This window comes from Larkinella harenae (assembly GCF_054780515.1).
The window spans coordinates 1-14,967 of record NZ_BAAGWE010000010.1 but is presented as its reverse complement, the minus strand read 5'-3'; the positions used below and the strand labels follow the sequence as shown (position 1 = coordinate 14,967).

General features: G+C 54.4%; 11 protein-coding genes. All 11 read right to left on the bottom strand.

Going from position 1 to position 14,967, the window contains the following annotated elements:
- Positions 1-3: 3 nt before the first annotated feature.
- Positions 4-1,272 carry a M14 family zinc carboxypeptidase gene (locus tag ACYVH9_RS27605; RefSeq protein ID WP_460639669.1) on the bottom strand — a complete coding sequence of 423 codons (1,269 nt, stop codon included), beginning with the start codon at positions 1,270-1,272 and terminating at the stop codon, positions 4-6.
- Positions 1,273-1,375: 103 nt separating this feature from the next.
- Complete coding sequence (locus tag ACYVH9_RS27600; RefSeq protein WP_460639668.1) at positions 1,376-2,815, bottom strand: RagB/SusD family nutrient uptake outer membrane protein; 1,440 nt, start codon at positions 2,813-2,815, stop codon at positions 1,376-1,378.
- Positions 2,816-2,840: 25 nt separating this feature from the next.
- The gene (locus tag ACYVH9_RS27595; protein ID WP_460639667.1) at positions 2,841-6,311 is read right to left on the bottom strand and encodes a TonB-dependent receptor; all 3,471 of its coding nucleotides are present in this window, start codon (positions 6,309-6,311) and stop codon (positions 2,841-2,843) included.
- Positions 6,312-6,578: 267 nt separating this feature from the next.
- On the bottom strand, positions 6,579-7,769 hold the full coding sequence (locus ACYVH9_RS27590) for a FecR family protein (RefSeq protein ID WP_460639666.1): 1,191 nt from the start codon (positions 7,767-7,769) through the stop codon (positions 6,579-6,581).
- 78 nt (positions 7,770-7,847) lie between these two features.
- Entirely contained in the window at positions 7,848-8,435 is a 588-nt protein-coding gene (locus tag ACYVH9_RS27585) for an RNA polymerase sigma factor (protein WP_460639665.1), read from the bottom strand.
- Positions 8,436-8,615: 180 nt separating this feature from the next.
- Positions 8,616-9,590, bottom strand: a complete 975-nt coding sequence (locus ACYVH9_RS27580) for a 2-hydroxyacid dehydrogenase (protein ID WP_460639664.1) — start codon at positions 9,588-9,590, stop codon at positions 8,616-8,618.
- Positions 9,591-9,606: 16 nt separating this feature from the next.
- The gene (locus ACYVH9_RS27575) at positions 9,607-9,996 is read right to left on the bottom strand and encodes a RidA family protein (protein WP_460639663.1); all 390 of its coding nucleotides are present in this window, start codon (positions 9,994-9,996) and stop codon (positions 9,607-9,609) included.
- 61 nt (positions 9,997-10,057) lie between these two features.
- Positions 10,058-11,299 carry an MFS transporter gene (locus ACYVH9_RS27570; RefSeq protein ID WP_460639662.1) on the bottom strand — a complete coding sequence of 414 codons (1,242 nt, stop codon included), beginning with the start codon at positions 11,297-11,299 and terminating at the stop codon, positions 10,058-10,060.
- A gap of 68 nt (positions 11,300-11,367) precedes the next feature.
- Positions 11,368-12,858, bottom strand: coding sequence for a beta-galactosidase (locus ACYVH9_RS27565; protein ID WP_460639661.1), 1,491 nt, complete (start codon positions 12,856-12,858; stop codon positions 11,368-11,370).
- A gap of 17 nt (positions 12,859-12,875) precedes the next feature.
- Positions 12,876-14,477 (bottom strand): MGH1-like glycoside hydrolase domain-containing protein, encoded by a 1,602-nt coding sequence (locus ACYVH9_RS27560; protein WP_460639660.1) that lies wholly within the window; start codon positions 14,475-14,477, stop codon positions 12,876-12,878.
- A gap of 50 nt (positions 14,478-14,527) precedes the next feature.
- A partial coding sequence (locus tag ACYVH9_RS27555; RefSeq protein ID WP_460639659.1) for an FG-GAP repeat domain-containing protein occupies positions 14,528-14,967 on the bottom strand: 440 nt, incomplete at its 5' end.

Genomic DNA, 14,967 nt, shown 5'->3' with positions numbered 1-14,967 from the left:
CAGTTACGGGTTTTGGAAGTAATGGTAAAACACTTCTGGCAGCTTGCTGCCCAATAGGACCCAATCCTGAGCCAGCGGGGCTTTTTTCAGGCCTTCAATCCACTCGTAATTCAGCTCATACACCAGCGCCTGGATGCCAAAGCGTTCCATGAAGCCCTCGCCCAGCGAGCCGGGGTTGCGGAACTGGGGGTTGGTAGAACCCTCCGTAAACCAGGTATATTTCCGCAAAAGCGTTTCGAGTCTTTTCATGTTGGCCAGATACGCCGTGATGTCTCCGGCGGGTCGGCTGATGTGCAGGTAGCCGCCGGGGTCGTTGTGCAGGTCGATGGCCAGGTCTGGTTTCCTGTTTTCCCGAATCATCTTTTGCAGCCATTTTTCCAGAAAGTAGTTCTCAGGGGCCACCAGCGAATCCGCAGCCCTATCCCACTTGCGGTTCAGGTCGTAGCCATTGGCGTTGAACCGGGTACGGCCCCGGGCTACCCCGTCCTTGTTGGCCATGGGAAGAATGTACACACAGTAGGTGTTCAGGTACCGCTTCGACTCAGCATCGTCCTTCAGCAACCGATTGACCAGCCCTTCGACCGTCCAGTTGCCGCCCGTTTCGAAGGAATGCGCCCGCGCCCGGATAAACAGCCGCTTTGGCGCTTTTTCGTTGCCCACTTTAATGATTTCCAGCGACTTCCCCTCGGCGGTATGCCCGATGGGTGTGATGGTAATCAGTTTATGTGTTCGGATTTTGGCCAGAAACCGGTCCAGATCACTGATTCGGTAGGGCTCCAGGCTGGCGATGTAGGCACTGGAGCCGGTCATTTTCAGCGTGAACTGCAACCGATTGCCCGAAATCAACTCAGTGGGGCGGCTCTCCCAGGTTTTGTTGTCAAAGGAAACAACGATGGGAGTCCGTTTGGAAATAGAGCTAGCCGGGGTACGGTTCCAGATGTTGTCGAAGTTTTGCAGGATAATCGTTACCTCTTTACCAACCGGCGCTTCGACCCGGAAATGGAAATGATTGACCGCCCGGTTGATCGAAAACCGTTCGTGGTCATACACCAGCCTGGCGACCACCCGTCCCTCGGCATCCACCTCCCAGTTCATCGGAGACGCGTTCTCAAAACCGGTATGGACAAAAACCGTCGAAGCGGATACCGTGTCAATGGACATTGAAGGTTGGTGGAAGGTAAGCCCGGACGCATCAGCCCGCGCCATCCCCAAAGCGGTGGCCAACCCATACACGGACAATGCCAACGGCCGCAGATAGTTTCTGTAGTTCATCTTCAAGTGCATGTTAAGAAAAAAGAGCGACCCGGACCGAAAAAGCAGAAAGAAATTCAGACAGCCGGGGCGGGTCACTCTTTGTGAAAAATAGATGGCTATGCTAGAAGGTATAACCGGGATTTTGCGTAATGCCCTGCGGGTTAACGTCAATCTGGGTCTGCGGAATTGGGAAAACCGTATTGAACTCTTCCACCACTGGCCCTTTGAAATGCCCATTCATCACCGGAACCGCCCGCCCCGTTCGCACCAGATCAAACCAGCGGTGGCCTTCGCATGCCAGCTCAACCTGCCGCTCGTGTTCGATGGCCAGTGCAAAAGCCGCCTTGCCCATTCCAGTAAGCAATGGAGCCAACTTGGCCCGTTGCCGAACCGCATTGACCGCGTCCAGTGCTTCCGACGTTGGACTGCCATTGGCTTGATTGAGGGCTTCGGCATACATCAGCAGCACATCCGCATACCGGAGCACCGGCCAGTTGTTGTCGGCATCACCTTCCGCAAACGGGGTATCCTGGAATTTCAAGGTGTATGGATCCGCCACAAACTTGCCCGTGACCACATCCGTATATCCGACGGCCAGGGAAGCGTCCTTACGAACATCACCAGTTTCGTAAGCCGCCAGCAGATCCGCCGTCGGAATATTGCGGCCGCTCGGGAAGCCCACTTTAATGACCGACGTTCCCGAATTCCGGGGAGCAAAGTTGTTGTAAAAATTGCTTCCGGTGCCCGTGCCGCCCTTCTTAAACTGTACTTCAAAAATGGACTCCTGATGGTTGGCATTCGCTGCCGGCCACAAAGCCTTGTAATCGTCCAGCAGTTTGTACGTGCCCTGATCGATGACTTCTTTTAGCTTATCCTTCGCTTTGGCAAAATCGCCGGTGGTCAGATAGACCTTACCAAGCAGGGACCGGGCTGCCCCCTTTGTGGCTCGTCCAATGTCGCTGCCCGTGTACGAAACCGGTAATTTTCGCTCGGCGTCGGTCAGGTCGGCGATGATCTGGCTGTACACTTCCGACGCGGGGCGTCTCGACTGGGCATATCCCTCGGCAACCGACTTGGTTTCGGAAACGACCAGCGGCACATCCCCGAATGTTCGGACCAGGTTAAAATACTTCAGAGCCCGCAGAAATTTAGCTTCTCCAATGAACCGATCCCGCAGCGCCTGGTCCATCGCAGCCCCACCAATGTGATCCAGAACCGCGTTGCAGGCCAGAATGCCCCGGTACGTATCCAGCCACATGAGCCGGATGATTTCGTTGGTAGAGGCCATCTTGAACTGATCGAGTTCGGCATCGGGCAGATTGCCTCCTCCCTCCCAGTTCATCGTATTGTCGGACCGAACTTCGCCCACATTGTAATACGCATAGCCGTATTCGCCCGCACTGGTCAGCATTCCGTAGGCTGCATTGACGGCAGCCTGCATATCAGCGGCATTCCGGTAAAAATTCTTGACGTTCATCGCGTCTTTGGGGGCTAGTTCCAGAAAATCCGAACAACCAGCCAGCCCCAGGCAGAGCGCACCGATGACTACTAGACGTTTCATAATCAAACAATTTAAGGTCAGGGGTTTAGAAAGTCACGTTTAAACCAAGGGTATAGGTTCGGGCCAGCGGATATCCGTTGAAATCCACACCGGGTGTCAGCGAACTGCTTCCGTTCAGGCTCTGCTCGGGGTTATAGCCCCGGTACTTGGTGATCGTCAAGGCGTTTTGCACCGACAGATTCACGCTGGCATTCCGGATGAACAGGGCTTTGCAGGCGGTTTCGGGCAGCGCATACCGCAGGTTGACATTCCGAATCCGGAAGAACGATGCATCTTCGACCAGCAGGCTCGATACGTAGCTCACGTTGCCGCCCGTTGGTGCCACATTGGCTCGTGGCGTCCGGCCATCCCCCGGTTTTTCGGGCGATTGCCACCGGCCCAGCACATCCTTGCGGCTGTAGCTGCCATTGACCAACCCGATGTTCCGGCGCGAACCGTTCAGCAGTTGCAAGCCCTGCACCCCGTCGCCCAGGATGCTGAGATCGAAGCGGCCAATGCTGAAGTTGTTGGTAATGCCGTAAAAGAAATCCGGATAATTGTCACCAATAATCGTTACGTCGTTGGGCGTGATGGTACCGTCGCCGTCGATATCCCGAAATTTCAAATCCCCCGGCCGCGATCCGGTGCTTCCTTTGACCGCCGGACTATTATTTATCTCTTCCTGCGTTTGGTAAATGCCAATCACCTCGTACCCCCAGAAGCTGCCGATGGGCGAACCGATGCGGGTGATGTGCGTATTCGGGCTAAAGGAAGGGCTTTTGGAGATGATCGGGTTGCCTTCCGGACCCAGCGCCCGTACGTTGTTCCGGTTAAAGGAAATGTTAAAGTTGGTCGACCACTTAAAAAAACCGCCCGTGAAATTCTTCGAATTGACGCTAAACTCCCAACCCCGGTTGTTTACTTTCCCGATGTTTTGCAGGGCGGTTTCGTAGCCGGTCGATCCGGGCACCGGAACGTTCAGCAGCAGGTCGGTCGTGTTTTTGTTGTAATAATCCACCGTGAACATAACCCGGTTGCGCAGTACCCCGAAATCCAGCCCGATGTCCATTTGTCGCATCATCTCCCAGCCAAGCTGGTCGTTGGTGATGGACGACGGATAAAGACCGTAGACGACGGTTCCGGTACCGGCACCCAGGCTGTACCGGCGGTTGCCCAACAGGCCAATCTGGCTGTAATTGCCAATGGTGTTGTTTCCGGCCAATCCGTAGCTGGCCCGAATTTTCAGGTCAGTCACCACCGGCTGATTCTTGAAAAATTCTTCTTCGGAAATAGACCAGCCCACGGATGCCGACGGAAACGTCCCCCATTTGTTGCTGGCACCAAACCGCGACGAACCGTCCCGGCGCATAGTGGCCGAAAACAGGTATTTGCTGGCGTAGGTATAGTTCACCCGACCCAGGTACGACAGCAGCGACCATTCCGAAATGCCCGTGCCGCCCGCAGTTACCTGACCAGCATTCAGCGTCGTAACCAGATCGGTCGGGAAGTTGGTGGCCGCCAGCGATGCGTATTCCGAACGGGCTTTCTGGGCCGTAAAACCGGCCAACACGTCCAGTTCGTGCTTGCCGTCGAAGGTTTTTTTGTAGCTGAGGATATTTTCGTTCAGCCAGCTCAAATCCCGGGCGGTGTTGGCGGATGCCCGCGCCTGAACCGGGGGCGGCACGCCATCTCTCCCGAGGTCGGACGGATAATAAGCGCTCTGGCGGGAATCGGCGTAATCCAATCCAAACGAAGTGCGGAACTTCAATCCTTCGAGGATACGGATTTCGGCGTAGGCGTTGCCCAGCGTACGGAAAAAGGTCTTACGGTCCTGAATCTTGCTGGCAATGGCCACCGGATTGTCGATCACCCCGATGTTATACGGCGAAGGCCCCAGCAGTGTCGTGAACGATCCATCCGGATTATACACCGGCACCGTGGGCGGCAGGGAAAGAGCCGAGCCCAGAATCCCGCCGGTAAACACCTGATCTTCGACGGGCAGCAGTTTGTTGGACGAAAAAGACGGCGCCAGGTTCAACCCAATTTTTACCCGGTCCGACACCTGATGGTCTAGGTTAATCCGGGCCGAATAGCGATCAAAACCCGTGTTCATCACAATACCATCCTGTTTGAAATACGCACCGGAAACGAAAAACTGAGTTTTGTCGGTTCCGCCGGATACGGACAACTGGTGGTTCTGGATGGGTGCCGTCCGGAAAACTTCATCCTGCCAGTCGGTTCCCTTGCCGAGCGATTCGGGATTCATGAACATCTCCGGAATCTGCAAATTGGCCGGACGTGCGCTGTTGGGGTCCGTGACCTTGCCGCCCCGATCGACCCAGGCGTTGTTGCGAGCCTCGGTATTGTACTCGGCATATTCCCGGGCGTTGAGCATCTCAATTTTGTTAGCTACCTGCTGCAAGCCGTAGTAGGTATCGAACTGGACGGTTGATTTTCCCGACTTACCGTGTTTCGTGGTCACCAACACGACCCCATTGCTACCGCGCGACCCGTAAATGGCCGCAGCCGATGCATCCTTTAGAATTTCAATGGATTCGATGTCGTTGGGGTTGATGGTGGCAAGTGGATTGAGGGTGCTGTTGTAATCACTGCCGACCGGAAAACCGTCGATCACATACAATGGCTCGTTACCGGCACCGATGGAACCCGTTCCGCGAACCCGAACCGACACCCCGCCCCCCGGAGCGCCCTTGGTCTGGGCCACATTCACGCCAGCGATCTGCCCAGCCATAGCCTGATCGAGACTGCTCAACGGCTGATTGGCAATGCTTTTCATAGGCACGGAGGCTACGGAACCCGTGATGCTGCTTTTGGCCTGGGTGCCGTAGCCGACCACCACCACATCGTTCAGGGTTTTGGTATCCACCACCATCCCGAAATTAACTTCCTGTCGGTTTCCGACCCGGATTTCCTGGCTTTTATATCCAACGAAACTGGCCACCAGCGTCAGTTCGCCGGATTGCGTCACGGCATCCGGTATGTTCAGTCGGTATTCACCGGCATTGTCCGTTGTGGTTCCCATCTGCGAATTCTTCACCACAATACTGACCCCCGGAAATGCATTGCCGTTTTCGTCAGTCACCTTCCCCCGGATGGGCCGATTGACCCGCTGGGGAATCTCCTCGACGGTTTTCGAAACGGAATTGATAATATTGATTTCAGGCAGCTTTAGCGGCAGCAGGCGCTCCGGTGCAAAGGCCCGGCTCACCTTTTTGAGCACAATGGTCTGGTTAAAAATCCGGTACGATAACGGAAGATTTTGAAAAACCGCCGTCAGCGCCTGGTCAATCGTCGCATTTTTGACCCGAACCGATACTTTCTGTGCTTCCGGTAAATCCAGCTTATCGTACAGAAAGAGGTAAGCGGATTGTTTTTCGATGCTGGTCAGTACCGTTTCGAGCGGAGCATTCTTCGCGTTCAGATTAATTTTCTGGCTGAAACCGTCGGCCGCAACCTGCGTAAACGTAGCAATCAGCAAAAATAGGATCCGTGTCATGGCAACTCCTAATTTGGCACATAAGCGTGTCTGTTTCGCCCGGGGTTGCCCGGGCAAGAAGTTAAATTTCATACCTTTGTAAAAGTTGAGGATTACAGATTGACTTTTGAGCGAGTTGGACTGGCCCCCTTGACGATTCGGGGGAAAATGCGCCAACATTTTCCCCTTCTTCCAACTAAATGGGGACAGAGAGTCAAGGTCTGAGTGGGTAGTTTGGTGTCATACGATAGGGTTTAGGTGAAACAGGGGAACGATTTAACGTATACGTCAGGAATCTACAACTATCTTTTTGCCTTCAATTCGACAGTTGACTCCGGCGTAGCGTAGCATTTGGGTTACTTCGGACAGATTGACATTCCGCGCGATTTTTCCAGTAAACTGCCGGACCGGAACTTTCCCTTCAAACTGAATATCAACATCATACCACCGGGCTAGTTGCCGCATCACTTCTTCAATCCCGGCATCTTTGAAGTAAAACAAGCCCTTTCGCCACGCAATTACCTGATCAACAGAAGCATATTTCGTATTAATCTGTCCGTTGGCGGCAACAACCGCCTGTTGGCCCGGCCGGAGTTCCGCATGCTGTTGCCGGTACCTGATCTGCACGGAGCCTTCGACGAGGGTTGTTTTGGAAGCGCCTTCTTCAGGGTAGGCCATCACATTAAACTGAGTTCCTAATACCTGGACTTCGGAGGTGTTGAATTTTACGCGAAACGGTTTGGTTTTATCTTTAGCCACTTCGAAATAAGCTTCACCCGTTATTTCCACCTTTCGTTCGGATGCCGGGAAAACGGACGGAAAGCGAATGGAGGAAGAGGCATTCAGCCAAACCTTGCTCCCATCCGGCAGGAATATCTCGTATTGACCGCCTTTGGGCGTCGTCAGGGTATTGGTGGCTCCCTCCGTACTGGCCGTTTGCTGCTTGGTATGGTAAACGATGATGCCATCGCCCGTTTTACGGATTTCAGCGGCCCCCTGCCGCGCCAGAATTCCGCTCCCTACACGGTCGAGGTCGATGGCCGAGCCGTCGGCCAGCATCAGCCGGGCGCGGTTACCGCCGGGGCTGACGTCATTCGGTTTCTGGGATTGTTGTGCCGTCAGTTGATCACTGGTTTGCGGGTTGGTCCGAAACTGCCACCAGAAGCCAAGGCCAAGCACAACCAAAGCCGCTGCGGCTGCGTAGTACAGCCAGTTCATTCGGAATACATTTGGCCGACGTTCTTCCTTCTGGCGGGCCGTAGCCAGGATGGAATGCAGCATCTCGTGGCTTTTCTCCGCCGAAAATACAGCATCTTCTATAGCCGCATTGGTCCAACTTTCTTTCAGAAACTGCTCGATCAATTCGTTATTTTTCGCCGTCCGGATGTAGGCCATCAGCGCATCCCGTTCTTCCGGCGTTGCGGTACCGTTGTAATACCGGTTAAACCAGTCTTCTACCTTGCGCTCTGTTTCGTCCATATACCTGCCGGAACCGGAATAAAGGCCCTTCAATAAGATGACAACACAGGGGTACGAAAAGGGGGTATAGAACTTCGGCTATTTTAAGAAAAAATAGCAAAGAAGAAGTAGCAAACTGTTAATCAACCTTTTACGAATATAGGAAGCGATAAACTCCGATGAAAGTTGCAGGTATTTTTTGACGGTTTCCCGGGAAAGGTTCATGCGTTCGGCAATTTCCGCGTACGACAACCGCTCATGACGGCTCAACAAATAAACCTGTCGCTGCTGAAACGGAAGCCGATCAATGGCCTCATCAATGAGCAAATACCGGTAATCTTCCTCGGGTGTTTCGGCAATCTGCAACTGATCGTCGTCCAGTTCAGTTGTGCGGGCCTGTTCATTCGCCAATTTTTTAAGGCCGTTCAGAGCCGCGTTTTTGGATAGTACGAACAGATAGGCCGGAAAGTTATCAATCTGGGTGAGCAACTCCCGATTCTGCCATATTTTCAAAAATACATCGTGGACGATCTCTTCGGCTAGCTCAACTGATTTGGTAATCCGGTAAATATGCACCCCTAACCGCTGGTGGTAATGGTGAAAAAGGACGGCAAACGCTTTTTCGTCTCCCTGCGCAACGCGGTCTAAAACCTCCTTTTCTCCGTGTAAGGCAGACAGGTAAGACATTCTTATTGTTTTCGATCGATTATCTGGTGACGCTTGCGCTGATAAAGATAGGTTGGCGATCGTAAACAATGAAAACAAGGTGGTAAAATCACAGCGACGGACTTATTCCGCCTACCGGTTCAGGGCGCAGCAAGCACCCTGAACCGGTAAGAAGTCGCTTGCGCTATGTGCGCGGCCCTCTTACACGTAGATTTCAGGATTGACCACGTGCGGCAGTCGGATTCCCTGCAGACCGGCAATGACATTCCGGGCGGCAATGATGGCCATAGCATCGCGGGTTTCTACCGTGGTGGAGCCTATATGCGGCAGAATGGCCACGCTGGGCATGGTCAGCAGCGGGTTGTCCGGGGCCATCGGTTCGGGATTGGTAACATCCAGGCCGGCACCCCAGATCAAGCCGTTTTGCAGGGCTTCGGTCAGGTCTTTCTCGTTATGAATCGCTCCACGGGCGGTATTGATAAAAAGAGCGGTTTGCTTCATTTTTTGAAAAACCGACTTGTTGAACAACCCTCTGGTTTCCGGAGTCAGGGAGGTGTGCACCGATAGCACATCACTCTGGGCCAGTAATTCGTCGAAAGATACCTTTCTGGCATTCAACTCTTTTTCGGCTTCCGGATGGGTGCTTCGGTTGTGGTAGATCACGTTCATAGCGTAAGCCCCGACGCACCGCCGGGCCATCTCCAGGCCAATTTTTCCCAAGCCAAGAATACCCAGGGTCTTTCCCGTTAGCTCGATGCCCAGATCGACTGCCGGATCGTAAAAACCCCACTGTCCGTTGCCGATTTTCCGGTGCAGGTAAAAGGCTTTCCGTGAAGCCGCCAGCATCAGCAGAAATGCCGTATCCGCCGTAGCCCCACTCAACACACCGGGAGTATGGCCAACGGGAATTTTAAGCTGGTTCACCGTTTTCAGATCCACGTTATCGAAGCCGACCGAAAACAGGGAAATGACTTTTAGATGGCGGCACGCCTGGAGTAATGCAGCATCCAGCTTTTCAAAACCGGCGCACAGCAGCGCATCGTGTTCGCGGGCAAACTGAATGAGTTCGTCCGACGAAAGGTCGCGTTTTTCCGTCCACTGGGAAACCGAAATACCGGCTTCCTCCAATACCTGTACCCCCCGGGCGGGAATAACGCGGGTAATAAAAACGTTCATCCTCATCCGAATACCATTAAACAGTGGAAGGAAGTTTTACAATGCAGTCTATTTCGACCCGAATCGAACCCGCCAAAACCGACTGCACCGTGGTTCGGGCAGGCTTGACACCCGGAAAGTAGGTGGCATAAACCGCATTGTACCGGTCAAAATCCAGGATGTCGGCCAGGTGGACGGTGCATTTCACGATGTTACTCATGGTGGCACCAGCCGCTTCTACAATGGCTTTGATGTTGTCAAGGGTCCGGATGGTTTCTTCCTCAATGGTGCCCGGCACCACCGTTGCGGTTTTGAAATCAAAGGAAGCATGTCCGCTGACAAACAGAAAGCCGTCGACCACAACACCATCCGAATAGGCCGCGCTGACCCAGGCCGGATCGCGGTCCGGGTGATTAATCTTTTTCATACGTACCGTTTTAATGAAATAACTTAATTGATTAGTTGGCAAAAAGCCGCTGCCTCATGGGCTACTTTTCCAGGAAATCCAGGTCCCGGTTATGGGTTTCTGGAATGGTCAGGATGCAGTAAAAGCCCACCAGAAAACACAACCCCGCCACCAGCGCCCCCGCATTCAGGACGGAAAAGGAATTTTTAAAAACCGTAAACAAGGTGATCATCAGAATAACGGTTCCACGCACCATGTTGGGCACGGTGGTAGCGGCCGTGGCCCGTAGATTGGTGCCGAACTGCTCGGCCCCAATGGTGACAAACAACGCCCAATAACCGATGCCCAGCCCCAGCAAAGTCGTGACCACGTAGAGCTGGGTGGCGGTTTGAATACCCCCGTAGAAATAGTAGGAACAGGCCATCAGGGCGAAAACCAGGAAGGTTAATACCACTTTCTTCCGCGATTGCAGCCACTGACTCAAAAAACCGCTCAGCAGATCACCCGTAAACAGGCCCACGTACGCCCAGGTGATCGACAAACCCGGACTGATGGGTTCGGCGATGCCCAGGGCCCGCCCGAACTCGTTGCTGAAGGTGGCCAGTACCCCAATCACAAACCAGGTCGGAACGCCCAGTCCGATGCATTTGAGGTAGCGTTGCAGCCGGTCGGCGTTCGTAAACAAGGCGAAAAAGTTGCCCCGAACCGGGTCCTGGTCATTTTTCTGGCTTTCAAAAACACCGGACTCCACCACGCTGACCCGCAGCAATAGCAGCGAAATACCCAGCCCTCCACCAATAAAATAAGCCGTTCGCCAGTCGAACCACTCAACGGTAAAATACGCGACAATCCCGCCCAACACGCCGATACCGGCCACCAGCGAGGTTCCGTAAGTCCGCAGCCGGGCGGGCACGATTTCGGAAACCAGCGTAACTCCCGCGCCCAGTTCGCCCGCCAGCCCCACCCCGGCCACAAACCGCAATACTTTATACGTCACCGTATCCTGCACTAGGCCGCAGGCAATATTCGCCAGCGAATACGTCAGGATGGAACCAAACAGCACCGAGAGCCGCCCCCGTTTGTCGGCCAGCACACCCCACAGGATGCCCCCCAGCAACAACCCCGCCATCTGGCAGTTCAGGATGCTGGCTCCTACCCGCGAAATAGCAGTTTCCGAAAGCCCCAGGGCCACCAGACTGGGGATGCGCACGATGCCAAACAAGAGCAGGTCGTAAATATCGACAAAGTACCCCAGGGCGGCCACAATGACGGGCGCGCTAAACAAGGCAGAAAAACGGTCCAGTTTCAGGACTTGAGCTTTCATGACGGTATCGGTTTACAGGTTGTATTCGTTCATTTTGGCACCGATTGTGCGGTTATCATCCCTTTGCCTTAAGGGGCAGCACAAGGTTGTCCCGTCAGATCGTTGCACAGGATTAAGCGAATCGGCCCTGCTGCCTTCTCGTAAGCAGTCCGCCATTTTTTATACGCGTCGCAATCGCCCGCATAATCCGTCCGGTTGGTGGTATCGCAACCGCCCTGATCGATCAGGCTTGAGAGGGTGAAGCTGGCCGTATGGGTTGGCCGGATCACCGGCACAGTGCTCTCTGGCGCGTTGATGTACTGATCAGAAAACTGCCTGAGCTGCCGACCGTGTCCGGCTTCAATCATTTTGTCCAGTTGAAAAATAGCTACCAGGTTGGCCCCGTGATCGTAACACTCCCGCAATTGCTGAAAAACCAGCTCGGGATGCGCCGGATTAAAACCCGCTTCGTTCATGATCAGCTTACCGGGCATGTTACTGCGGAGCAAGTCCATCGCAAACCGGTGGTCGTAATAATGGTCGTCGTTCACTTTCAGTCCGTCCATGCCCGCGTCAATGGTCGGAAAATCCATCGACCCCCGCGTAATCGACTGGCGGTCGAACACCGATCCGTAATCCGAAATAACCTTGATGCGGGCATCCAGCTGACGAACCGTGCGGGCAAAAGTGGTGGAAACCGTGCGGAACACCTCGGCCCGGTACCGGAACCAATCGCGGCCATCCGGACCCTGAAACGCGGTTTTCCAGGCCCCCAATGGCCTTTTGGGTGTAATTTCATGGAAAGACCGGTAGGTGGTACTCCAGCTTTTGTTCAGTCGGTTGATCTTATTCCGGTACTGCCCTTTCAACCAGGTCCGATAGCCGTCGACCATCGGATCCGAGTAATCGTACAGAGCCTCCACCATGCCGATTTTGCTCGTCTGAAAATCGTATCCAGCTTCGCCACTCCGGTTGTAAATCAAATTGACATACAGCAAGTCACCGCTATCGGCCAGGTACTTGTACCGATGGATGACTTCTTTGGTAAACGAAACCAGCCGGTCGAGCGTGGACTGAGCCGCCAGCGAGGTCATGAGAGCGTCCACAATCAGGTCTGGGTTGGTTCGGGTAGGGCCACCGTGCAGCTGATACACCAGCAAGGGCTTTTTCGGATCGCGCTGCGCCCCAAACATCCGTTCATTTGGCAACCAGCCATCGCAGGTGTATTGCGACGGTCCGGGGTCCATCGGTTTCTGGCAGGAGGTGTTGATGGCAATGCGCAGCCCGATTTTCATGCCCAGCGACCGGGCTTTCGCAATCTGGTGATCGTACTGCGCCCAGCGCGACTCGGGCACCTGCCGACTTTGCAGACCGTGAATGGCTCCCCACTGAACCGCCATCGAAACGGCATTGCAGCCGTTGTCATGTGCAGCCTGAATCCAGTTCAGGTTTTCTTCTTCATTTTCATTCACCAGCACCAGGGCCAGGTAGCGCCGGTTATCCTGCTGCCCCCAGGCCATCACGGTCCATGCATGCAGGACCAGCCAGAGGAGAATCCACCCCTTTCGTATAGTCTTCATTTTTAGCATTTTCATGTTTACGGAATAGGGATAACGGTTTTCTGAATCCGGTCCGAAGCGAAGACCTCCCGCTGGTTGACCAACACCCGGAATCCTTTGCCCCTGCCATACTTCTCGCCGGTTTTGTCGTAGAGTACCGTCAGCGTTTGGCCATGATACAGCACATGGTCAAGGCAGAAATAATCCCAGACACTTTCCGGCACCAGGGGGTTAATGGTCAGCCTTTTCCCCTCCTGGGCTCGTATCCCGATCAAACCAGAAATGATCAGATCGCAAAAGGTGGAATGGTTGTAATCCTTGCCCCGCTCTACACCTCCTTTTCCCGCCGACCACGACCCGTTATCCCACCGGCTCAGGCGGGTCCGGGAAATCCAGTCGCCGGTATACGGATTCAGATTCTCATCCATCCACGGCACCCGAACGCCGTCTTCGCGGGTACGCTGGTGCGACCGGCTGTAGGTCAGGACCAGATTCCAGTAATCGCGTTTGGTCAAAAAACCCACGGGGTAATTATTTAAATAATTGGCCAAGGCGGTCAGGGTCACCGCAGTCGCAAAAGGCCAGGTTGGGCCGTTCCACTGGCATTCGTGGCCGGTGTAGAACAGTTGAAATCCCGGATGGCGCTGCTCAACGGAAGTGGGGCCATAAGGTGCCCCAAAACCCTGCGGATCCATCAATTGTGCCCAGGCTACCGAGTGCCGGGCGGGCGGGATGTTAAAATACCAGGGCGTGAACCCGTGCAGTTCGCGGGCGTCGGACAAGTCAACCCCCGGCCGACCGCGGGGAATAACTTTATAAAATTGCGCTTTACTGTCCCAAAGCCGTTCGGTAATGCCTTTCTGGATGCTCGCAGCGATTCGCGCAAACCGTTCCGACACTGCCTGCTGACCAGCCAGCCGGGCAATGTCCGCCAGGGCTTTCGCATCACCGTATTGGTAACTGTTGATGGTCGCCCGGTAGCCCTGCCCGCTGCGCCCCAGCGCGCCCGAAACCGACACTTCCATGCCGTCTCGATCATCAACCTGCCAGTATAGGCCCGTCGAATCCCGATGAAGTTTTTCGCGTTCCTGGAAATACGTAATCAGATCGGGCAGCAGGTCCACCAAAAAGGATGTATCCGGATGCACGTCACAAAATCGGCTGATGGCATCGGCGGCCCAGAAACTATAGGACAGGGGATTGCCCCCGCCCCGAAACCAGAACCGGGCGTAGTCTTTCAGATAGCGGTTGTCGTGCAGCCAGCGCCCCTCGTAAAAATGATGGGCCGCCGGACAACTGATCGTGTTGTGCTTGCCCGCCCAGGGAACGGCGGGCAAAAACTCCGTGATCACGAAACCGTCGGGTGTGGCTTTGATGTGTTTCCGGTAGGTCCACCAGCGAAAATAATACGTTTGCTCCAACTGCTTATCCGGGCATTCGAACAAGGGAATGTTGGCCGAAAGGAATTCCCAGGCTTGTGCGTTTGGAATTTCCTGCCGGTACAGTTCGTCATCATTCCGGTTAAAGGCGTCCACATACGGCTTGAAATCCCGGCTATTCAACACCTGGCTCCTTCCTGGAATATGACCCACAAAAAACCAGAAGATGGCGAAAAGGGCGAAAACCACATTATTCGTCATGCTTTTTCGGGCCAAAGTCAGCGTTCTGTGCAAGGAAAAAGCAAAGCCCATCATTTCGTACCCGATTTTTGCTGGAGGAATACATGGACGCCTTTTTTGTTGCCGACGATGATGTCCGGCCACTTGTCACCGTTGATGTCTTCGACCGTTACGTGCAGCCCCACCCCCGAATCGTTGTCAATCTGGTGGGGCAGCCAACTGGGACTCTTGCCCGGCTTGAACTCAAACCAGTACAACACCGCCGGATCATCCTCGGCCGGGTCCGCCTTCCCGTTGTGGGCATAATACCGCTTGCCCGTCACCAGGTCCGGCTGCTTATCCTCGTTCATATCCACCAACGCCAGCCCGTGGCTTTGCGAAAACCCTTTGTAGATCTCGTGCGTCGTCCAGGTGGGCTTGCCTTCGGCGTCCTTGCCCTGCTCGTGCCACCAGATGCCGTACTTGTGCGCCGATGAACTGATCACATCGTTCAAGCCGTCCCCGTTCACAT

Coding starts and splice junctions, on each gene's coding strand:
- ACYVH9_RS27600 (WP_460639668.1), bottom strand. CDS start 2,815: ATGAAACGTCTAGTAGTCATCGGTGCGCTCTGCCTGGGGCTGGCTGGT.
- ACYVH9_RS27570 (WP_460639662.1), bottom strand. CDS start 11,299: ATGAAAGCTCAAGTCCTGAAACTGGACCGTTTTTCTGCCTTGTTTAGC.
- ACYVH9_RS27560 (WP_460639660.1), bottom strand. CDS start 14,477: ATGACGAATAATGTGGTTTTCGCCCTTTTCGCCATCTTCTGGTTTTTT.
- ACYVH9_RS27595 (WP_460639667.1), bottom strand. CDS start 6,311: ATGACACGGATCCTATTTTTGCTGATTGCTACGTTTACGCAGGTTGCG.
- ACYVH9_RS27580 (WP_460639664.1), bottom strand. CDS start 9,590: ATGAACGTTTTTATTACCCGCGTTATTCCCGCCCGGGGGGTACAGGTA.
- ACYVH9_RS27565 (WP_460639661.1), bottom strand. CDS start 12,858: ATGAAGACTATACGAAAGGGGTGGATTCTCCTCTGGCTGGTCCTGCAT.
- ACYVH9_RS27575 (WP_460639663.1), bottom strand. CDS start 9,996: ATGAAAAAGATTAATCACCCGGACCGCGATCCGGCCTGGGTCAGCGCG.
- ACYVH9_RS27605 (WP_460639669.1), bottom strand. CDS start 1,272: ATGAACTACAGAAACTATCTGCGGCCGTTGGCATTGTCCGTGTATGGG.
- ACYVH9_RS27590 (WP_460639666.1), bottom strand. CDS start 7,769: ATGGACGAAACAGAGCGCAAGGTAGAAGACTGGTTTAACCGGTATTAC.
- ACYVH9_RS27585 (WP_460639665.1), bottom strand. CDS start 8,435: ATGTCTTACCTGTCTGCCTTACACGGAGAAAAGGAGGTTTTAGACCGC.